Consider the following 20,690-nt stretch of genomic DNA (forward strand, 5'->3'; position numbering starts at 1 on the left):
GATATGAGGGGTCAGGGGCCCGGTTCGACCGTCTGTGCGTCGTCGGTCGCGCGTTCGACGAACGAAGCAACTGCGTCCGGATCTTTGACACCACCGCTGGCTTCGACGCCGCTCGCGACGTCGACGGCGAACGGATCTGCCGTGCGGACGGCTTCGCTGACGTTATCGGGAGTCAGTCCGCCGGCGAGAATAACGGGCGAGTCGAGGTCGGTCGTTTCGGCTCTCGTTCGTTCCCAGTCGTGGGTCCTGCCGGTTCCGCCGCCGCCGTCTTCGCCCGTCGAGTCGACGACGAAGCCGTCGACCATATCGTCGTACGCTTTTGCGGACGAGACGTCTCCGGCGTCGACCGCCAGCAAGATCTGGGTTTCGAGTTTTGCGCGCAGATAGGCGAGGTCTCCGGGTCGGATATCGCCGTGCAGCTGGATCGCGTCCGGTTCGATTTCGGTCACCAACTCGATCGCCCGCGCGTAGTTCGACGGCATCGTTACGAGGACAGTCGTAACGAACGGCGGGGCCGCCGCAACGAGTTTCGCCGCGCGTTCCGGGGATACTTTTCGCGGAGTATCGACGGAAACATCGGAAATGATCCCAACGGCGTCCGCGCCCGCATCGACTGCCGTCTCTAGGTCTTCGACCCGAGTGACGCCACAAATTTTGACTCGCGTCATCGTACCTCCGGGGAGACCGACCGAAGCCGATCGAGTTTCGCCGCCGCGTCGCCGCTGTCTATCGCCTCGGCGGCGATCGATGCGCCCTCCTTGAGCGAATCCGCTTCGTCGGCGATGTAGATCGCGGCCCCCGCGTTCGCGAGGATTACGTCTCGTTTCGCGCCCGTAACGTCCCCCTCGACGATCCCGCGGAGATCGGATGCGTTCGCTTCTGGTGAGCCACCCGCGATATCGGAGATGTCGTGGGAGTCCAGACCGATGTCGGCCGGCTCGAGCGTCGTCGTCTCGACGTCGGTGCCGTCGACCTCCGCGGCGACGGTTTCGCCGTGGACCGCGATTTCGTCGGTTCCGGCCCCGTGGACGACGAGTGCGCGTTCGACGTCCATGCGCGAGAGCGCCTCTGCAAGAACGGGGACGAGTTCCGGATCGTAGACGCCGACGATCTGGCCGTCCGCGCCGGCGGGGTTGGTCAGCGGACCGAGCACGTTGAATATCGTCCGCATCCCGAGTTCCTTTCGCGGGCCGATGACGGCTTTCATCGCGGGGTGAAAGACCGGCGCGAGCATGAATCCGATCCCGTCCTCTTCGATCGCTTCCTCGACGGCGGGCGGTTCGGCCTCCACGTTGACGCCGACCTCCTCGAGGACATCCGCGCTGCCCGAGGACGAGGACACCGAGTAGTTGCCGTGTTTGGCGATCGGCACGCCGCTACCGGCGGCGACGATGGAACTCGTCGTCGAGACGTTGATCGTGTCGTAGTCGTCTCCGCCCGTGCCGACGATGTCGACCAGTGGCTCCCGGTCGGGCGAAATCGTTCGGGCCGCGGCGCGCATTCCTTCGGCGAAGCCGGCGATTTCGGTTTCCGTTTCTCCTTTCGCGCGCAATGCCGCGAGCAGTGCACCGATCTGTGCCTCCGTCGCGTCCTCGAAGACGGCCACCGAGGCCGCTCGAGCGTCTTTCTGTGTGAGATCTTTGCCGTCAGTCACTCGTTCGACGTACTCCTGCATAGTGAACACCAATGTACGTAGTTGTCTTATAATGTTCAAATGAGTACATCGGCTTAAACGTATCGGACCACCCGTGGGGATGGCTCGCGTACGCCGACCGATTCGAAACCTTCAATTACGGTGGTCGGCAACGATTAGTTGCACGAGGCGCGACGGGCGCCGAGAAAACCGGACGGGTTGGTGGTCTAGTCTGGTTATGACACCTCCTTGACATGGAGGAGGCCGGCAGTTCAAATCTGCCCCAACCCATTTCTCAGCGACATTATGCGACGAGCGGAGTGAGGCGCTCGTCGCTGAGAATTTGTCACGGGTAGATTTGAACTAGACGAGTCGCGCGCAGCGTAGCGAGCACGTCTCGGCGTAGTTCAAATCTGCCCCAACCCACTAGTTCTGTCGCGAGCAAATCCGTGAGCGACGGTATCGTGATGGTGAGCAATTTGAATCAGGAGTAAAGCGAAGCGGAACGACCGTGGTTCAAATCTGCCCCATCCCGCTTTTGAAGACTCAATTTCTCCTCAAGAATCGGTCTCCCCTCGAAACGGCCCAACCGCCGGAAGACCCAATCTCGAGAAAACAGCAATTCTGAAAACCGCTACCCGACAGAATCCCGGCTACCTCGAGAACAGTCCTTTGAGACGATCGAACAGCCCGCTGGGGCCCTCGTCAGTTTCGGAATCTTTCGTCTCATCGGATTCGCCAGTTTCGGGATCAGCCGCAGACGGTCCGATCGATCCAGAGAGCGGCCCGTCAGTCGACGACCTGCCGCGAGTGGCCCTTGAGGAGGAACCGGAACCGGTCGTCGACTCGAGGTCGTCCATCGAAAGCTCGATATCGCCGATATCGGTCGTCTCCTCGCGGCCTTCGCCGGCCTCGGCCGCGCGGACATCGGAGCCGGTGACTTCCCCGCGTTCGATACGCGAAGAAAGGTCAGGTTCGGCGTCCTCGAGCGAATTTTCGGTTTCCGTTGTTGGTCCGGTCTCCATTGTGGGTCCGGATTCCGTCGTGGGTTCCGATCCCGGTGTGAGAGCTGGCTCTGTAGTGGATTTGGACTCCGTTTCGGGTTCCGGCTCTGCGGGTGGCGCTTCGCCGGAAACGATGTCGTCATCGGGACCGTTACCAGGAACTCGATTCGCACTTGCGCCGTCGTCGATCGAGTCGGCGGCGAGCACGGCGGATGGATCAGCTGGTGGGCCGGTTTCGATGGTCGTCGTGTTGGGCTTCGGGTCGCCGACAGCGTCGGGTTCGGGGTCGGCTTCGGTATCGCCGTCGCGCTCGCTCGAGTCCCCCTCCCGGTTCGTCTTCCCGTTTCGGTTTGTCTCTTCGGTTTGCTCGCTTTTTTCGGACCGGTCGTCGCGATCAGGTTCAGGAGACGAGCTGATCGAGTCGAGAATGTCGTCGACGCTCGTCTCCGATACGACGCGGTTCGGACCGCCACCGGGCGTCGGCCCGTCCACAGAATCCGTCTCCGAATCGTCAGTCATCGGTTCGGTCTCCCGGCGCTGACGGCATAACCTTTCTCCACGAACTCGAGTCGGTTCCTCCGGAGCTCGGATCGAACTGACGACAGTCACTCCGCGAGTTCGGGTCTCGAGAGAACGACGTTGAGGACGGCACCGAACAGGATCAACACGCCCGCGAAGTAGAGCCAGGTGACGAACAACAAGACCGCACCGACGGCCCCGTAGGCCTCATACTGCGCCGCGTTGGCCGCGTAGAGCTGGAATCCCGCCTGAAGAACTGCCCACCCGATAGCGGCGAACACAGCACCGGGGAGTACTTCCCGTATCTCGACGTCGATGGGCGGAAGGACGTAGTACATCGGCAGGAAGACGAGGAGGAGCCCGAGTATCAACAGCGGCCAACTTAGCAGTCCCACGAACGGCACCGTGCCGGCGAGCAGTCCCAGCACCGCGGCCATCGCGACCATCAATCCGATTCCGCCTGCACCCGCGAGGATGACGACCAACCCGTCGGTAATCTGTTCGATCATCGAGTCCTCGGCGGCGGTATCGTACACTCGATCGAACGCGAGGCTGAGGCCCCTGAACACCTTCAAGCCACCCCAAGCGGCGACCAGCAGTGCGACGACGGTCGCTTCCGCACGACCGGATTCAGTCGTTAGCGCGTCCGTGACGAGTTCCTCGCCGGCTTCGGGGAGGAAGTCACCGGCGACCAAAATCAACTGTTCGGCCGCCTCCTCACCGCCGAGGAGCGAGCCGACGACGATCGCGAGCAGTATCAGCGGAATCACCGAGACGAACGCGTAGTAGGCGAATCCCGCGGCGAGATACGTGACGTCTCGTTCGCTGGCCGTGTTGTAGATCTCGAGAACGGTTTCTTTCGGGTTCATAGCAGGTACTCGTTCAGACTTGTCGTTCGATCTCGCCAGCTGAGACTGTAAGAACCAGCGGCCAAGATCGTGGAACCGAGACGATAGACGGTCATCGGAGCGTGTCCACGCACTCGTTACCACTCCGTACAGAAATTGTGGGTGGCGTAGACCTCACCGCCTTCGGAGAGGTAGACGCCGACACCGCCGCGATCCCACTCTTGAGTCTCGCCGTCCTCGAGGATCGCATCGCGGTGGTCCGGTGAGTTCATCCACTGTTCGACCAGCCCCTCGGCGATCCCCTCCGCGGTCTGGTACTCCACCGTCGTGCTCTCGTTCGGCGCCTCGACGGATCGCTCAAGCCAGTTCATCGCCAGATTCTCGCCGTAACTTCGACAGTACCCCGCGACGTCGTCGAACCGATCGTAGGGATCCTCTCCATCGGGGTTCGTGTGCGCGAAATACTCTCGTTCGTGCATGTCAGCACTGTGAGCTCGAGAGACGGAGGCGACCGTTCCGTCCCACTCGAGGGCCTCAAGGTCGTGTTCTGCACGACGGTCGTTAACCTCCGCGTGGACGAAGTCCTCGACGTCCTCGGAGGTTACTGTCTCGACGTCGGTTTCGTACGTCGTTCCGTCCGGGTCATCGGGGTCGGCGACCTCCGGATCGCGTTCGCCGGCTGGTGGTGGGTCCTCGCTCGGTGCAGGCAGATCGTCGATTTCGTCGACAACCGACGGAGCGATCGCCATTGCTCCGATAACGAGTCCGCAGAGTAGTCCAAGCGTTAACAATAGTCGAAGTGCCGCTCCCACCTTCGACCCGCCGGAAGCAGACTGGTCGTCGAGTGAGGCGATTTCGGAGGCGTCGGTTTCGATCGGGGGACCACGGCCCATTCGTTCGCATTCAAGCGACCGAGTAATAAGACGTTCATGGTTAGTCGCAGTACGTGACACGTGCCACACATGCCTTCTCGAGAGTACAGTTACGCGCCCGAACAGCTACGGTCACGCGCTCGATCCCTCGGCGTCGCACGATCCGAAAATCGTCTCGTGAAAGGCGATGACCAGTCCGGGAACGACGGCCATGAAGAGGTGTTCCTCCAGGGGGATACCGGCGACATCGATCCCCGTTCGGAGCTTGATATCGAAGACGCCGACCGCGAGCGTGTACCGATCCCAGAGGTAAGCGATCGGATACAGCGCGAGAATCGTCACGCCGGCTTTTCGGAGGGCACCCGCTCGTCGAAGCATCAATACTGCGATCGCTCCCCAGAACAGTTCCGTCGCGAGGTAGGTGTATCGACCGAAGACGCTGATATCGGGGACCATGCCCCCTGATGCACTTCCAGCGGCAAAAAAGCGTGTCCCCCGGAAGCGTGCGTGGTAGGCGTTATCTTAAATACCCCAGCGCGAGTAGTCCCTCCCGTAACGATGGATATCGCTGATATCGCCACCAAAGACTACATCGAAGTAGACGTCGGAACGCGCATGGGGAAAGTCCGTTCGACCTTCGAGAACGGGAACCCCAAAGGAATTATCGTCACCGACGACGGGGAGTATGAGGGCGTCATCAGCGAGCGGGAAGTCCTTCAATCCCACGTCGAGGACGACGCGAAAGTCTCGGCCCTGATCAAACCGAGTCGGAACTCACCGGCGCCGAAACTCGACCGGTACGAGAACGTTCGCGAGACCGCCCGACTGCTCATCGAGAGCAACTCGAAGGTCGCACCCGTATTTGAAAATGACAGCCTCTGGGGCGTCGTAAGCGGCGATGCGATTCTCGAGGCCGTCCTCGAGAATCTCGACACGCTCACCGTCGGAGACATTTACTCCGACGATCCGATTACGGTCAACGAGGACGACGGGGTCGGAAAGGCGATCAACTACCTCCGGGAGAACGGGATCTCTCGGTTGCCAGTGCTGAACGAAAACGGCTACCTGACGGGCGTCGTCACGACCCACGACATCGCGGACTTCGTCATCCGCCAAAACGAACGGATGACGACCGGGGATCGAACCGGCGACAACAACCGAATGCTCGACGTTCCGGTCTACGACATCATGAACAGCCCCGTCGAAACGACGACCCTCGACGCGACGGCCCAGGAAGCCGTCGAGGAGATGCTCGACGACGATTACGCCGGACTGATGGTCACGCCCGAAGACGACGACCGAATCGTCAACGGCATCGTGACGAAAACGGACGTCCTCCGGGCGCTTACCTACACGGAAGAAGAGCACATGGACGTTCAGATTACGAACGTTTCGCTGCTCGATACGATTACTCGAGAATCGATCACCCAGAGCATCCAAGAAGTCGCCGATAAGTACCAGGAGATGCAGGTGATGCACGCCCACGTGCGCCTGCACGAACACAACGAAAAGCTCCGAGGGACGCCCCTGGTGCAGGTCCAGATTCGGCTCCGAACGAACAAAGGACAGGCCGCAGGCACTGGCGAAGGCTACGGCGCGGAGAACGCCTTCCGCGTTGCGCTCGATAAACTCGAGCGCAACGTCCTCGAGATGAAAGGGATCGCCAGCGATGAAGAGTACCGCGGACAGTTGCTTCGAAAACTCAACGAGATCTAACTGCCCGAGACGGGCAGTCCGACTTTTTGCGCTTGGTGGTCGACAAATACGGTAAACCGGCTATGGAGACCGATCACGGTCTCTCCCGATCAGAATCCAGACCCGTCTGCACTCCCCTCGAGACCGGAATCCGTGATCGTAAACTGCGCGGATTCGCCGGCCGCCTTGGACCGATGCTTTTCTAGCGTCGCCCGCCGATTGCCGCCGCGGAATCGCTCGATTCGGACGACGACACCCGTCCAGTGTTCGAGGGTGTTCCCGCCGAGCGCCCGCGTTCGGTCCGAGTCCGGGTCCGCGAACACCTGGTTCGTGAGCACGACCGCGAGGTCGTACTTGCGCGCGAGCGAGAGGAGATGAGTCACCTGTCGAGTGACGCTTCGTAGTGCCTCGCCGCTGTCGCTGTCGCCGGTTCGCTCGAGTCGGTAGAAGCCGGTTGCACTGTCGAGAACGATCAGATCCGCGCGCTCTGCGAACTCCTCGGCATCGCGAACGGCTTCTTCTTGCTCCTCGAAGTCGAGCGCGTCCTCTATGACGATGCGGGAGGCGACGTCCTCGACCGTCTGATCGGATTCGCTGGACCCCACGCGGGCGGACAGTAGTTGTTGAAACCGATCGACGGAGACGCCTTCGGTGTCGATATAGACCGCCGTCCCGCCGTTCGCGCCCGTTTCGACAGCGCTCGAGAGCGCGAGGTTCGTCTTGCCCGCGGCGGGCGGGCCGTACAGTTGTGTCACGGTGCCGCGCTCGAAGCCACCGCCGAGCAACTCGTCGACCGGCGGACAGCCGGTTAGAATCGCCTCGTCGTTCACGGTCGAACGTAGACGGCTGCCAGCAAAAACCCCCCGGAACCGCTCTCGAGCGGATCAGGCGCGCGCTCGCGCGATGTCGTGACTGAATTCGTAGATCTGGAACGTCTCCGGACGATGATTATTCGACGCGCAGAACAGACCATCGATTCGAACGATCCGAACGAATCGTCCCCGGCCGTGGACGCCGATCCGAAAATCACGAGAACAGGATAGTTTATTCCGGATCGCGGCGAACGGTTCGGTGTGATTGTCGTCGCAACCACCGACTTCGAAGTCTACCACGGTGCCGTCAACGAGCTCCGCGACCGCGGAGCGACGTTTACGACGATCGAAGCCGACGAGGACCTCCCCGAACAGACCGCCGTCGTCATTACGGACGAAGACAACGCAAATTCCTTCGCAGACGTGACAACGATCGTCGCGGCTCCCGAAGAATCGCGTCGTGCGGTCGAGCAGGCCCTCACCGCGCTTCGCGGCGACGGCGGGCGAACGATCATCGGCGTCGACCCCGGCAGAAAACCGGGTATCGCCGTCCTCGCCGGGGAGATGATCGTCGCGACATTTCAGGTTCCGATCGCCGACGCCGTCGAGGTGATCCGTCGCGAGGCGGCCGAAGCCGTCGATCCGCTGGTCCGGATCGGCGACGGCTCCCGTCTCCAGAGTGCGAAACTCGTCAACCAACTCGAGGGGGTTCGCGTCGAACTCGTCGACGAAACAGGGACGACACCGTACCTCGGCGTCGGCGCTCGAGGAGCGGGCGACGTTCTCGCTGCCGCAAATATCGCGAGACTCGAGGGCGAGCCCGTCGAAAGTCGGGAGATCGAACCCACGGCTGGAGAGTTGCAGGTGATCAAAGATCGGTCCCGCGAGCAAAGCAAAACCAATCGTGCCATCGACGACTCGCTCGCGGAACGCGTCGCGGCGGGCGAGTTGAGTATCGATGAAGCGCTCGCCGAACATCGGAGCGACGGCGACTCGGGGACGACGTCCCAAAACGAAACTGACGAAGCGTGATCGGCGAATCGGTCAGCAAAGCTGTCGCTACGCGGTTGGTTGTTCGTATTGGGACGCGAAAAATCGGAAAGGTATTGTTGTACCGTTCTCGAGACCGCCTCGAGATTCGTTAGGCTGGGATCGCTGACGGAGCGACTGCGGAGCCGAACTGAACGTTTTCGTTCGACTGCATGCTCACTTGCGAGGAGGTCGCTTCGCCCCCATCATCGGCAACCGCGAACGCAGCCTGTTGGTTGTTCAGGTTCTCCTGGAAGAGTGACTGGTACTGATCGATTTCTGCGTCAGGCTGGTAGGCTGCATCTTGCTTTTGCTCGCCACCAGCGTCCTCGTCGATCGTCAGAATCGGGTTGTCCGATTCGTTGTCACCGTCGAGGGAGACGGTCGTTTCTTCGGTGTAGATAACGCCCGGACTCGATCCAGCATCACCTGCTGGCAGTGCCTGTGAGATGCCAACCTGCGCGTTGTGGTTCTCCTGGTAGGAGAGCTGGATCGCAGTCGCTTCGCTTCCGTTGAGTGCAACTGCGACCGCCGCACTTTGCTGGTTGAGGTTGAGCTGGCTCACGTCCTGGTACTGGGTGACGCTAGCCTCGGTGTCGTCTTTGTCTTTCTTGTCGTCGTGGGTCTTCTGTTTGTCACTGGCGGTTTCGACGATGTCCGATCCGCCGTTCGTGTTGGCCGATGCGATGTTCATACCGTCAGTCGAGTCGAGAACGGAGGCCGAGTAGGCGCTTCCGACCTGTTCGTTGATGTTCGACTGATCGGTCGTCTGGATCGACGTCGCGGTGGATTCGTTGCCGATCGCGATCGCGACCGCGAATCCTTGCTCGTTGACGTTAGCCTGCATGCTCTGCTGGGATTGTTCGAGTTCCGAACCGGCTACTTGGCTCCCACCGTCAGCATGACTCGGGTTAACGTTCACAGCGTTGGCGACCGCTCCCTGGTAGTTCGAGTTCTGCTGGGAGCTGTCCTGTATCGCGAGCGCATCACTGCCGTTCTCGGCGATCGAGAAGGCGACGCTTTGTTCGTTGACGTTCGCCTGGTCAACGTTCTGCGCCTGCGTGACCGATGCCTGCGAGTACTGGATCTCTTTGTCGTGCTTCTCATCGTGGTCGTTTTTCTCGCCTGCAACCGCCCAGCCGTCGAAGCGCTGGTGATCTTCCTCGCCGAAGAGGAAGTAGACGTCACCGACGTCTTCGAACTCGACGTTTTGCTCTTCTAGGTACTGGTTCTCGGAGATCGCTTCACCGTCCTGCGTGTTTTCGTTAACCTGGCTCGACTCTTGGATGGCGGTCGCCTCGCCACCGTCGATCGAAATCGAAGCCGCGCCTTGCTGGACGTCAACATTCGCCTGGTTCACGTCCTGATACTGGACGATTTCGCTAGTCGGATTCACACCTTCGGATTCGGCGTTATCGTCGTCCGAGAGGTGTGCGTCTACGTACTCTTCGAGCGACTGGTCACCGATATCCGCACCGAAGACGAAGTAGAGATCTTCTCCGTCCTCGAGCGTGTGTATTGTTCTATCGTCTTCGCCGGGGTCCTCGACTGCGGTCGCCGGGAGTGCGGCACCCGTCATCGAGAGCGCTAGCATCGCGGCGACGAGAACTGTCGTAAGTTGTGATCGTGATATCATCGTGTAAGTCGTTTATCGTTTCAAATGCCCTGTGAGGGTCTTTTCTTACTGCATCTTCGCGGTGCGAACCATCATTTTCCGAATAGTGTCTTTGTTATCTGTAGGTTGTAAGCAAGAACAAGGTCGTTACCGCTCCGAACGGCCCGTGGGAGTTTTCGAAGGAAGTTACTACCCGCCGAAACTCCCAGACAGGAGGCTATCGATGCGATTCGTCGAACGATTGATCACCGAAATGACCCGCTTTCATTCAGGGACTCGAGAACGTAGGCGCCGACATCCACGGGTTGATGAATCACACCGTAGAGGGACAATCAGGGGTAGAGGACCAACATCGGTTGTAACCGATGTATAACGGATATTACACCGATAGCGAAGCGACACAAGAACGGAGTAGGAGCCTCGTACGGTCCCCAATATGTCGATAGGATGGCCGTTCCGGCGATAAATGGGCCATACGATGACTAACAACTCGCTGGATAGGTGTAACGTTGATCGAACGAAAACACAATCGGAAATATATCATTGAAACTGTAATTCGGGTTAATACGGTCCCTGATTGTCGGGTTCAACCGGGCAACGCGCCGTGGCATCGCTCGGATCGGTCGAGAACCCGCAAGGAACCGCGCGCTCAATGTGCTGGTAACGGACCAGACATTCGGTACGCTGGTGACGAACCGGTTTCGGCGGTCCGCGCGTGTAGGCCCGGACGATATCACGAAAACAATGAAACGTACATTCACAGCGCTGATGGTATTCGCAATGATCGGCAGCCTCTTGTTCATGGGGATGGCCGGAACAGCAGCGGCACAGAACGATATTAACGACGTTGACGACGAGATTGACAGCGACAATATCGGCGTCGGCGTCGGCGGTGACGGCGGCGACGGTGGAGACGCCACGCACGAAGGACACGATGTCGACGTGAGCACAGGTCCAGCAATCGTTGACCAGAACCAGGAGGCAACAAACACTAACACCCAGGCAGCGAGCAGTTCCAGTCCTGGTGACAACCCAGCTCACAACAAGCACGGCGGCGCTGCAGACGGCGGCGTCGACCAAGCTCAGAACGTGAACCAGCAGGTTGATCAGGAGCAGTTCGGCTACGCTGACTCCTCCGCTGAAGTCGGTGACATTAGCGGTGACGCCAACGCCGGCGACGGTGGCGACGGCGGCGACGCTAACGTTGACCAGAGCAGTGACAACAGCGTAGATGAAGGTGACACTACTGAGGGTATTACCGAAGGCATCATCGCCAGCCTCTCCGACCTCCTCGGTGACGTTCTCGGTTTCCTATAACCAGTTCTAAGGGAATCGGTTCGTGAACTGACTAACGTTATTTTTTATGGACTTACCAACCACCAAGAGCGTATAGGTGAGATAACGTTTCTATAAGATATTCAGATAATATACGAATCTAATAAAAATGTTTTCAACGAACAACGTTGATAGACGAATCAGCTAAGAAAATTATGATACGATCAACAACGAGCGTCGTACTGGTTATTTGCCTACTCCTCGTGATAACCGCTGGCGCTGTCGCCGTCGCCGGCATCGGCGGCCCGACGGATAGCGACGACGCCGAGAACGAGAGCGTCTCGAGCGACGAGTGTCGCGACATCGTCGAGAGTTCGGCGGACGCCATCGTCACGAACATTTCGGTCGACGACTCGAGCGACGATTTCGAGTGTGAACTGTCGGAGAACGGTTCGACGGTGAACATAACCGTGGACTCGGGCGCGTCGGGTGCGGATGGAACCAACGTCACCTCGGAGTCGGAAACGGTGACGTGGGACACGGAGAACGGAACGGTCGTTTCGGAGAGTAGTACCTCCGTCTCGCAGAGTAACGGGAACGACGGCGATGAGCACGACATGAACTCGAATATCTCGGTCAGTCAGGATAGTGAGGTAGTGAGCGGAACGGATGACGTGGAAGTCGAGGAAGGCGACGTTGTCGCCGAAGACGGAGAAGACGGTGAAGACGGCGACGTAAATATCAGTACTAACTAGCAGTTTAGGACTTAGAAGCCCTTACTCGAGCGATTCCCGCCCCTTCTCCTCCGCCCGTCGAAGAACCTCCTGAACCGACCACTGCGTCTCGAGTGCAACCTCGGCCGCATCGTCGTACTCCGCGCTCACGTCGTAGACGTCCCCATCGGCGTCGCTCGCGATTTTCACCGTTACCTCGTACTGTTCTCCGCCGCGCTCGAGCGTCACGCTCTCGAACTCCCTGTTCGCAATCCACCGGTGTGTCGCACCCGCGTCCCGGATGCCGAGCGTTCCCGTCTCCTCGGCTAACGCTCGAGCCACGCGTTGGCGGTCCGTGGGCTTGCAGATGACCTTCACGAGGTGGCCGGGGCGGGACTTTTTCATCGTGACAGGGAGGATCGAAACGTCTCGAGCGCCAGCTTCCGAAAGCGTCTCCTGTAGGCCGCCCAGTACCTCCGGGGTCGCGTCGTCGAGGTTCGTCTCGAGAACGGCGATATCGTCGCGAACGAGTTCGCCCGCAGCGTCACCCTCGCCGACCAGCACGCGGAGGACGTTCGGGTGCGGATCGAGATCGTAGCCACCCGCGCCGTAACCGGATGCTTCGAAGGACATCGACGGAAGCGACTCGACGCCGTCCGCGACGTGTCCCAGAATCGCCGCCCCCGTCGGCGTGAGCAACTCGGCGTCGACCGGCCCGCCTCGAAGCGACCAGTCCGCTCGTTGAGCGATTTCGACCACCGCCGGCGTCGGAACTGGGTACTCGCCGTGGCTCATCGAAACCGTTCCGCCGCCGGTCGAAAGCGGCGTGGTGACGACGCGGTCCGGCTCGAGGTCCTCGAGCAACAAGACCGCGCCGACGATATCCGCGATGGCGTCGTCCGCTCCGACCTCGTGAAAGTGGATGTCCTCGAGGTCCTCCCCGTGGACGCTGGCCTCCGCCTCGCCCAATAGTTCGAAGACGGCGAGCGCGTCGCGTTCGATTGCCGGCTCGAGGTCCATCTCCTCGACGATTTCGCAGACCTCGAGGTAACTCCGATGGGGACCGTGTCCCTCGGCGTGGACACCACCGTTCCCGTCGTGAGCGGTTCCGTGGTGGTGATCGTCGTCGTGGCTGTGACCGTGTTGGTCGTGGTCTCCGTGGTCGTGTGAGTGATCTTGATCCTCGTGATCGTGTGGGAGGTCCTGGTCTCCGTTGTCGGGTGAATTGGTCTGGTCGTCGTGGCCGTGATCGGAACGATCGTTGCCATCGGCACGACCAGATTTAGCGTCAGTTTCACCTTGGTAGTCGGTCAATACCACGTCCACCGTCGTCGAGGCGATTCCGCACTTGGTCGTCTCGTCGATCCGGTACTCGAGAGCCAGCGCGTCTTCGACTGGCTTGAGGACGGACCGGTCCCCACCGGCATCGAGAAGGGCCGCGAGGAGCATATCGCCGCTCGCACCCATTCGGCCGTCGAACGCCAGGAGTGTCATGTCTACGTGGGCGGTAGGCGACACCAAAAGTCCTCGTTCTTTCGATCAACGAAGCCATGAGAAACACGCCGTGACGGCGAAATCGGACGACGCCGGTACATCTATGTACCTCCCTATCTGACCACTATGTGTTAGTGTATAGCATGGTGGGACTCCCCCTCACAGCGGCTCCTCTCACGAGCACAAAACCTATCCGATCACGAACCGGAGATAGCTACAACGCCGTCCATTCCGAATTATGAACGAAGTTCAACTCGAGGTTGCGAAAGCGTACCCGAACGACTCGGGTCGCGGTATCGCCCGACTCGATCCGGACACGCTGTTACATCTCAAGCTCAGTCCGGGCGACATCATCGAAATAGAAGGTGCAGACACGACCGCCGCGAAGGTGTGGCGCGCGGACCGGCAGGACTGGAACACGGACACCGTTCGCATCGACGGATTCACTCGCCAGAACGCCGACGTGGGGATCGGCGAACGGGTGACAATCCGGAAGGCGGAGGCGACGAAGGCGAACAAACTCGTCCTCGCGCCGCCCGAAGAGGCGTCGGTGCAGTTCGGTTCGGACGCCGCGGGCATGGTCAAACGTCAGATTCTGAAACGCCCGGTCGTCGGGAAGGACATCGTCCCGGTTATGTCCTCGACGAATCACCCCTTCATGCGATCGCCGGGACAGGCGATCCCCCTAATCGCGGTCGAGACCGAACCGGAGGGGGTAGTCCTTATCACCGAGGATACTGACGTGGAACTTCGAGAAGAGCCCATTTCGGGCTTCGAGAAAACCGGCGGCGGAATCACCTACGAAGATATCGGCGGTCTCCAGAGCGAGATCCAGCGGGTGCGCGAGATGGTCGAGTTGCCGATGAAACACCCGCAGATCTTCAAGAAATTGGGGATCGAACCGCCACAGGGTGTGTTACTCCACGGGCCACCCGGCACCGGAAAGACCCTCCTCGCGAAAGCGGTCGCCAACGAGACTTCGGCGAGTTTCTTCTCTATCGCGGGCCCGGAGATCATCTCGAAGTACTACGGCGAATCCGAACAGCAACTCCGGGAGATCTTCGAGGACGCGAGCGAGGAGTCGCCCGCGATCATCTTCATCGACGAACTCGACTCCATCGCACCCAAACGCGAGGACGTGACAGGCGAGGTCGAACGCCGCGTCGTCGCACAGCTGTTGACGATGATGGACGGCCTCGAGGCCCGCGGACAGGTCATCGTCATCGCCGCGACGAACCGCGTCGATTCGGTCGACCCAGCGCTCCGTCGACCCGGTCGGTTCGACCGGGAGATCGAGATCGGCGTGCCGGACGAGGTCGGCCGCGAGGAAATACTCCAGATCCACACGCGCGGCATGCCCCTCTCGGACGACGTCAGCCTCTCGCATCTGGCGGACGAAACCCACGGCTTCGTCGGTGCCGACATCGAGAGCCTGACCAAAGAGGCCGCGATGAAAGCGCTCCGACGATACCTTCCGGAGATCGACCTCGACGAGGAGGACATCCCGCCGAGCCTGATCGATCGGATGATCGTCAAGCGCGACGACTTCGGCGGCGCGCTCAACGAGGTCGAGCCGTCGGCGATGCGGGAAGTCCTCGTCGAGCTCCCTAAAATTTCCTGGGACGATGTCGGCGGTCTGCACGATGCCAAAGATCAAGTTCAGGAATCCGTCGAGTGGCCGCTGAACAACGCCGATCGGTTCGAACGGATGGGCATCGATCCGCCTGCGGGCGTCCTACTGTACGGCCCGCCCGGAACCGGCAAGACGCTGATGGCGAAAGCGGTGGCCAACGAGACCAACGCCAATTTCATCTCCGTTCGCGGTCCGCAACTGCTCTCGAAGTGGGTCGGCGAATCCGAGAAGGCCATCCGTCAGACCTTCCGCAAAGCGCGGCAGGTCTCCCCGACGGTGATCTTCTTCGACGAGCTCGACGCGCTGGCCCCGGGTCGCGGCGGCGAAGTCGGCTCGAACGTCTCCGAGCGAGTCGTCAACCAGCTCCTGACCGAACTCGACGGCCTCGAGGACATGGGTAACGTGATGGTCATCGGCGCGACCAATCGCCCCGATATGATCGACCCCGCGTTGCTCCGTTCGGGTCGGTTCGACCGCCTCGTCATGATCGGCGAGCCCGATATCGAAGGTCGAGAGCGGATCCTCGAGATCCACACCGAGGACACGCCGCTGGCGGCGGATGTCAGTCTCGCGGAGATCGCCGAAATCACGGACGGCTACGTCGGCAGCGACCTCGAATCGATCGGGCGCGAGGCGGCCATCGAAGCGCTTCGCGAGGATACGGAGGCCGACATCGTCGAAATGCGTCACTTCCGACAGGCGATGGAGAACGTTCGCCCGACGATCACCGACGACATCCTCGACTACTACGAGCAGATCAAGGAGGACTTCGCGGGCGGCTCGAGCGTGACCGAACCCGGTACGGGCCGGCGCGGCAGTCGGATCGGCTTCCAGTAACTCGCTTCGACTCAGTCCTCGAGACGAGACGTTCACGAGTTTAGCCAATTTGTCATATTTCAGATCTATTCGTCTGCGAGCGCGTTCGACGCGTTCGACCTCGAGTTCGAGTACGGCCGTAATAACTGATTACTCGACGTTCCAGTATCGAATCCGTCTGATTTTTCCAGTCAATCGGAAGGCGTCACCCGCCTGCTAAGTCACGAGTAGTTGGCAACTCCGTCGTTCATTGGTCGTGTTTCCCGGCGGTAGCCGGTGCCAACGAATGGTTCATCGGCCTGTATTCGGCTAAATTCTCCACAAGTTGACGAGACGATCGGTCCCCTATTTCCACGATGTGGGCATAGAAACTCCCGTCAGGTACCGCAATGTCGAATCAATCATCACGCGACCAGCAACCAGCGACGACGGGTGTATCCGCCGACGGTCAGGACGCGGATCCGCGAGCGCTCGAGCAGTATCTTCCCTCTCTCGCGAAACCAATCCGAGTCGGGAGTTTCTGGTTGGCGATCGTCTTGCCGTTCTTGTACGTCCCACTGCTCGTCACCGGCCTCTCGAGCAGTGTCGAAACGGGATTGTTCCTCGGGTTGCTCGTCCTCAATATCGTCGTCCTTTACGTGGGACACTCCTATCAGCAGTAGCGCATCGGTTGAGTTCCGCCCACACGGGCGTTTTTGGGTCGCGGATCCACTCGCCGTTCACCGTACTCGATCCGTCTCCGTACTCGAGTTCTTTCATCCGAGAGCGCCGAGCGCGTCTCGAATCGCCTCTCGCTTGACGATGAAAAACCCGGCGACGATGCATCCGAATCCGACGGCAGTCGTGAGGCCGATCGCTTCACCCAGGTAGAGCCACCCCACCACCGCGGTGACGATCGGAGCGACGTAGGAAACCATGTTGATCTCGACGGCTCCGAGGCGCTCGAGCAACTCGAAGTACAGTAGGAATCCGAGCGCGCTCGAGACGACCGCGAGGTAGGCCAGCGCGCCGATCGCCTCGGGGTGTATCCACGCGGACGGCTCGACGGGCTCTCGGAGCGCGAGGCTCATCCCGTGCATCAAGAGCGCGCCGCCGAGCATCGACCAGGCTTCCATTGTCTCGATCTCGATTTCGGCGTCGATCCGGCGGGTGAGGACGCTACCGAAGGCAAACGCCGTCGCGGCGAGGAAAACGAGTACCGTCGCGACGACATCGGTTGCGAGCAGGTCGGATGGATCGGGTTGGGCGATAATGGCGACGCCGACCAATCCGAGGAGGACGCCGCCGATACCGGCCGGTGAGAGCGCGTCTTTCGGGAACAGCGCCCGTGCGAATCCGGTGGTCAACACCGGCGAGAGACTGACAAGGATGGCCGCCGCGGCCGCCGTCGTGTGTTGCTGGCCGACGAACAGGAACGCGTGGTAAATCGCGATCAGGAACACCGCGCCGACGGCGACGACCCGCCATTCGTCTCGTCCTCGAGGCACCCATTCCTCGGCCGCGTAGGCCGCGTAGCCGAGCATCAGGAGCCCCGCAATATCATAGCGCAACGCGGCGTACAACACCGGCGGAAAGTACTCGAGCCCGGCGCTGATCGCGACGAACGCCGACCCCCAGAAAATCGCGAGGAGCAAGAACAACAGCAGGTTACGATACCGACTCACGAGTTGGCTTTCCGTCCACGAATCCTATACGTTGCGTTTCGAACCACGCGACTGGATAAGTAACACCACGCCGCCGATACCGACGGTCGTCTCGGGGCGAACTCGAGAGGAGAGACAGACGGCCAGAAACGACTCGATCAGGATTGACTCGACTCGAGTACGTCCGCGTCTCGCTCGGACGACTCACCGTAGAGGTGACAGGCGACGGGATGGGCGTCGTCACCGAGGTCGGGATTTTCCCGCTCGCAGACGCTCTCGTACTCCTCTCGAAGTCGCTCTGCGGCCTCGTCCCAGTTCGTCTCGGCGACCTCGAGAAGCGCTTGCTCGACGATCTCGTCGTGTCGCATCGGCAGTTCGTGGTCGAACAGTCGATCCTTGACCGTCCGGACGAACGTTCGCGTGTCCTCGTCCGAGCCGTCGCTCTCGCCGACCTCGAATTCGGGCTCGTCGCCGACCGACTCGAGCGTGATATCCCGCTCTTCGACTCGCTGTCGAAGCGTCATCAACTCGCGGAACAGTTCCTGCTCATGCTCGAAATCCGCGGGCGGAATCACTTCCGGACAGCGGGTTCGGAACCGACAGCCGCTGGGCGGGTCCCGCGGCGACGGCACGTCCCCCGAGATCGTCTCTCGATCCCGGTCGCGTTCCTCGGTAGAGGCTCGAGGGACGCTCTCGAGCAACGCCTGCGTGTAGGGATGTTTCGGATCGCTGAAAATCTCCTCGACGGGGCCGATTTCGACGATTTCGCCGAGGTACATCACCGCGACGCGGTCGCAGACGTGGCGGATAACCGAGAGGTCGTGACTGATCAAGAGGTAGGTCAGATCGAACTCGTCCTGAAGATCGTCGAGCAGATTCAACACTTGCGCCTGGACCGAGACGTCGAGCGCGCTCGTGGGTTCGTCCAGAACGAGAAACTCCGGCCCGAGCGCGAGCGCCCGGGCGATGCCGATCCGCTGGCGTTGCCCGCCGGAGAACTCGTGGGGGTATCGATCGAGCTGGTCTACCGAGAGCCCGACTCGCTCGAGTAGCCGGTGGGCGTGGTCGGTTCGGAGCTGATCAGTCGAGCGTTCGATGGAAACGTGGACCTCGATACCGTCACCGCGACTCACCTCGAGTGTGAGATTTTCCTCGACCTCGGCGACGACGCCTCGAGCGGTATCGACGCGGCGGGACGTGCTCTCGCCATCGTCGTCACCGTTGGCAGCATTGGTATCGGTCCCGTCGCCCTCACCGCTCGCACGAACGGTTATGTGAACCGTCGAGACGCCGTCGACGGGCGAGACGAGTTTGTCGATATCATCGTCGACGGTCACCGAGACGATGTCCCGCGATATTCCATCAGTTCGGAGTTCGGCCGTCGTTTCCACGTCCGGATCCGTCTCGGGCCAATCGTGGATCCCAAGGGGCTGGGTGACGATCTGCCCGATCGTCATCCGCGGGTCAAGACTCGAGAACGGGTCCTGGAAGACGACCTGGGCTTCGCGACGGAACGCCGTTTCCTCCTCGCCGGTTAGCTCGAGGAGGTCCTTGCCGTCGAACTCGACGGTGCCGCCGGTCGGCTCTTGCAACTGGAGGAGGGTTTCCCCCGTCGTCGATTTTCCACAGCCCGACTCGCCGACGAGTCCCAGCGTCTCGCCGGGATAGATATCGAAGCTCACGCCGTCGACTGCCCGAACTGGGACCGGCTCCGCACCGAGGAGCTGGTCGAGTATCGAGTCGTTCTCCCAGAAGTACTTTTCTAACTCATCGACGCTGACGAGTGGGCCGGATTCGGTATCGCTCATCGGATTCGGGTCGTCGTTGCTCACCGGATTTGGATTGGCGTCGCTCATTGGCTCTCGACCTCCTGTGCCTGCTCGGTCGCCGTCGACTGCCTTTCGGGTTCGTCTTCACCGAAATAGCCGTCGGGCAATGCCTTCAGCTCGCTGTACTCCGTCTCGGCGAGGTAACACTTCGTCGCGTGCTCGTCGCTCCCATCGGCGTCGAACTCCGGTGGCTTCTCGAGACACTCCTCCATCGCTTTCGGGCACCGATCTGCGAAGTAACACCGATCGGGCATCTCCTCGTCGATCAGGCTGGGGACGTTCCCCGGAATCGGTTCGAGTCGCTTCCCGGCTTGTTCGAGGTCCGGAACGCTCCCGAGTAACCCCTCGGTGTAGGGATGGACGTGATCGTCGAAGACATCCTCGAGCGTGCCGCGTTCGACGATTTCTCCGGCGTACATCACGCCGACTCGGTCACACATTCGGGCGATGACGCCGAGGTTGTGCGTGATCAGCAGGATCGTCATGTCGGTTTCTTCCTGCAAGTCTGCGAGCAGGTCGAGAACCTGCGCCTGGATGGTGACGTCCAGAGCGGTCGTCGGTTCGTCGGCGATCAACACGTCTGGTTCGCCCGCGAGCGCCTGGGCGATCATCGCCCGCTGGAGCATCCCGCCGGAGTACTCGTGTGGATACTCATCGGCTCGCTTGGCCGGGTCCGGAATGCCGACCATCTCGAGCAGTTCGACGGCGCGGTCGCGGCTTTCACTCGAGACGTACCGCCGCGAGGGGAGCACCGTCGAGAGGATGAACGACCCCATCGAGTACTCCGAAGATTGGGTTTTCGCGCGCGTCGAACGCGGGTTCGCGCTCGCTCGGCGCTGGACTTCGACGGCTTCGGCGAGTTGCTCTCCGACCGTGATGCTCGGATTGAAACTGCTCATCGGGTCCTGGAATATCATGCTGAACGACGCGCCCCGAAGCGAGTGGCGCACCGATTCGGGCACCGACAGCAGGTCGACGAACTCGCCGTCGACGGCCTCCGGATGATCGTCTCGAACGCTCTCGGCGAGGTCTGCGTTCCGATACTTGATCTCGCCTTCGGTGATCTCGCCGGGCGGTTCGATCAGGTGCATCATCGACCGAGCGGTGACACTCTTGCCGCTTCCGCTCTCGCCGACGATGCCGAACACCTCGCCGCGTTCGATCCGCAGGTCGAGATCGGAGACGGCGTTTACCTGCCCCTGTTCCGTGAAAAATCGTGTCGATAGTCCGTTTACGCGTAAGATATCCTCAGCCATGAGC

General features: G+C 60.8%; 18 protein-coding genes and 1 tRNA gene. 7 read left to right on the forward strand and 12 right to left on the reverse strand.

What is annotated here, in order from left to right; genetic code table 11:
• Nucleotides 1-11: 11 nt before the first annotated feature.
• Both QNM96_RS06320 and trpD read right to left on the reverse strand, forming a co-directional pair.
• Nucleotides 12-668, reverse strand: coding sequence for a phosphoribosylanthranilate isomerase (locus QNM96_RS06320; RefSeq protein WP_283835175.1), 657 nt, complete (start codon nucleotides 666-668; stop codon nucleotides 12-14).
• Nucleotides 665-1,675: an anthranilate phosphoribosyltransferase gene (trpD, locus tag QNM96_RS06325; protein ID WP_283835176.1), complete on the reverse strand. Its 1,011-nt coding sequence runs from the start codon at nucleotides 1,673-1,675 to the stop codon at nucleotides 665-667. Before trpD ends, QNM96_RS06320 begins: the two co-directional genes overlap by 4 nt.
• A gap of 174 nt (nucleotides 1,676-1,849) precedes the next feature.
• On the opposite strand from trpD, the gene QNM96_RS06330 reads away from it, so the two are divergent.
• A tRNA-Val gene (locus QNM96_RS06330) sits at nucleotides 1,850-1,924 on the forward strand.
• A gap of 362 nt (nucleotides 1,925-2,286) precedes the next feature.
• Here QNM96_RS06330 and QNM96_RS06335 read toward each other — a convergent pair.
• The 4 genes from QNM96_RS06335 to QNM96_RS06350 form a co-directional block, all read right to left on the reverse strand.
• Nucleotides 2,287-3,156: a hypothetical protein gene (locus tag QNM96_RS06335; protein WP_283835177.1), complete on the reverse strand. Its 870-nt coding sequence runs from the start codon at nucleotides 3,154-3,156 to the stop codon at nucleotides 2,287-2,289.
• An 86-nt stretch (nucleotides 3,157-3,242) separates the two neighbouring features.
• Nucleotides 3,243-4,025, reverse strand: a complete 783-nt coding sequence (locus QNM96_RS06340; protein ID WP_283835178.1) for a YihY/virulence factor BrkB family protein — start codon at nucleotides 4,023-4,025, stop codon at nucleotides 3,243-3,245.
• A 116-nt stretch (nucleotides 4,026-4,141) separates the two neighbouring features.
• Entirely contained in the window at nucleotides 4,142-4,897 is a 756-nt protein-coding gene (locus QNM96_RS06345) for a CAP domain-containing protein (RefSeq protein WP_283835179.1), read from the reverse strand.
• Between the two features lie 111 nt (nucleotides 4,898-5,008).
• A complete protein-coding gene (locus QNM96_RS06350) occupies nucleotides 5,009-5,332 on the reverse strand; it encodes a lycopene cyclase domain-containing protein (RefSeq protein ID WP_283835180.1) in 324 nt (107 codons plus the stop codon).
• Nucleotides 5,333-5,434: 102 nt separating this feature from the next.
• Here QNM96_RS06350 and QNM96_RS06355 point away from each other — a divergent pair, with 102 nt between their 5' ends.
• Nucleotides 5,435-6,592, forward strand: a complete 1,158-nt coding sequence (locus tag QNM96_RS06355; protein WP_283835181.1) for a CBS domain-containing protein — start codon at nucleotides 5,435-5,437, stop codon at nucleotides 6,590-6,592.
• A gap of 89 nt (nucleotides 6,593-6,681) precedes the next feature.
• Here QNM96_RS06355 and radB read toward each other — a convergent pair whose 3' ends face one another.
• Nucleotides 6,682-7,401 (reverse strand): DNA repair and recombination protein RadB, encoded by a 720-nt coding sequence (gene radB, locus QNM96_RS06360; protein WP_283835182.1) that lies wholly within the window; start codon nucleotides 7,399-7,401, stop codon nucleotides 6,682-6,684.
• Between the two features lie 243 nt (nucleotides 7,402-7,644).
• Between radB and QNM96_RS06365 the strand changes: the two genes are divergently transcribed.
• The gene (locus tag QNM96_RS06365) at nucleotides 7,645-8,415 is read left to right on the forward strand and encodes a hypothetical protein (protein ID WP_283835183.1); all 771 of its coding nucleotides are present in this window, start codon (nucleotides 7,645-7,647) and stop codon (nucleotides 8,413-8,415) included.
• Nucleotides 8,416-8,524: 109 nt separating this feature from the next.
• Here QNM96_RS06365 and QNM96_RS06370 read toward each other — a convergent pair whose 3' ends face one another.
• Nucleotides 8,525-10,048 (reverse strand): hypothetical protein, encoded by a 1,524-nt coding sequence (locus tag QNM96_RS06370; protein WP_283835184.1) that lies wholly within the window; start codon nucleotides 10,046-10,048, stop codon nucleotides 8,525-8,527.
• Between the two features lie 759 nt (nucleotides 10,049-10,807).
• Here QNM96_RS06370 and QNM96_RS06375 point away from each other — a divergent pair.
• Both QNM96_RS06375 and QNM96_RS06380 read left to right on the forward strand, forming a co-directional pair.
• A complete protein-coding gene (locus QNM96_RS06375; RefSeq protein WP_283835185.1) occupies nucleotides 10,808-11,344 on the forward strand; it encodes a hypothetical protein in 537 nt (178 codons plus the stop codon).
• 173 nt (nucleotides 11,345-11,517) lie between these two features.
• Nucleotides 11,518-12,057 (forward strand): hypothetical protein, encoded by a 540-nt coding sequence (locus QNM96_RS06380; RefSeq protein ID WP_283835186.1) that lies wholly within the window; start codon nucleotides 11,518-11,520, stop codon nucleotides 12,055-12,057.
• Nucleotides 12,058-12,078: 21 nt separating this feature from the next.
• Here the strand turns inward: QNM96_RS06380 and larC are convergent, their stop codons facing one another.
• Nucleotides 12,079-13,509, reverse strand: coding sequence for a nickel pincer cofactor biosynthesis protein LarC (gene larC / locus QNM96_RS06385; RefSeq protein ID WP_283835187.1), 1,431 nt, complete (start codon nucleotides 13,507-13,509; stop codon nucleotides 12,079-12,081).
• A 238-nt stretch (nucleotides 13,510-13,747) separates the two neighbouring features.
• Here larC and QNM96_RS06390 point away from each other — a divergent pair, with 238 nt between their 5' ends.
• Nucleotides 13,748-15,979, forward strand: coding sequence for a CDC48 family AAA ATPase (locus tag QNM96_RS06390; RefSeq protein ID WP_283835188.1), 2,232 nt, complete (start codon nucleotides 13,748-13,750; stop codon nucleotides 15,977-15,979).
• A gap of 368 nt (nucleotides 15,980-16,347) precedes the next feature.
• Nucleotides 16,348-16,620, forward strand: coding sequence for a hypothetical protein (locus QNM96_RS06395; RefSeq protein WP_283835189.1), 273 nt, complete (start codon nucleotides 16,348-16,350; stop codon nucleotides 16,618-16,620).
• 93 nt (nucleotides 16,621-16,713) lie between these two features.
• On the opposite strand, the gene QNM96_RS06400 is transcribed toward QNM96_RS06395, so the two are convergent.
• From QNM96_RS06400 to QNM96_RS06410, 3 genes are all read right to left on the reverse strand, one after another.
• Nucleotides 16,714-17,622, reverse strand: a complete 909-nt coding sequence (locus tag QNM96_RS06400; protein WP_283835190.1) for a DMT family transporter — start codon at nucleotides 17,620-17,622, stop codon at nucleotides 16,714-16,716.
• A gap of 137 nt (nucleotides 17,623-17,759) precedes the next feature.
• On the reverse strand, nucleotides 17,760-19,409 hold the full coding sequence (locus QNM96_RS06405) for an ABC transporter ATP-binding protein (protein WP_283835646.1): 1,650 nt from the start codon (nucleotides 19,407-19,409) through the stop codon (nucleotides 17,760-17,762).
• A gap of 44 nt (nucleotides 19,410-19,453) precedes the next feature.
• Nucleotides 19,454-20,686 carry an ABC transporter ATP-binding protein gene (locus tag QNM96_RS06410; protein WP_283835191.1) on the reverse strand — a complete coding sequence of 411 codons (1,233 nt, stop codon included), beginning with the start codon at nucleotides 20,684-20,686 and terminating at the stop codon, nucleotides 19,454-19,456.
• Nucleotides 20,687-20,690 lie beyond the last annotated feature (4 nt).

This window comes from Halostagnicola sp. A-GB9-2 (assembly GCF_030068615.1).
In the GTDB taxonomy this organism is placed as follows: domain Archaea; phylum Halobacteriota; class Halobacteria; order Halobacteriales; family Natrialbaceae; genus Halostagnicola.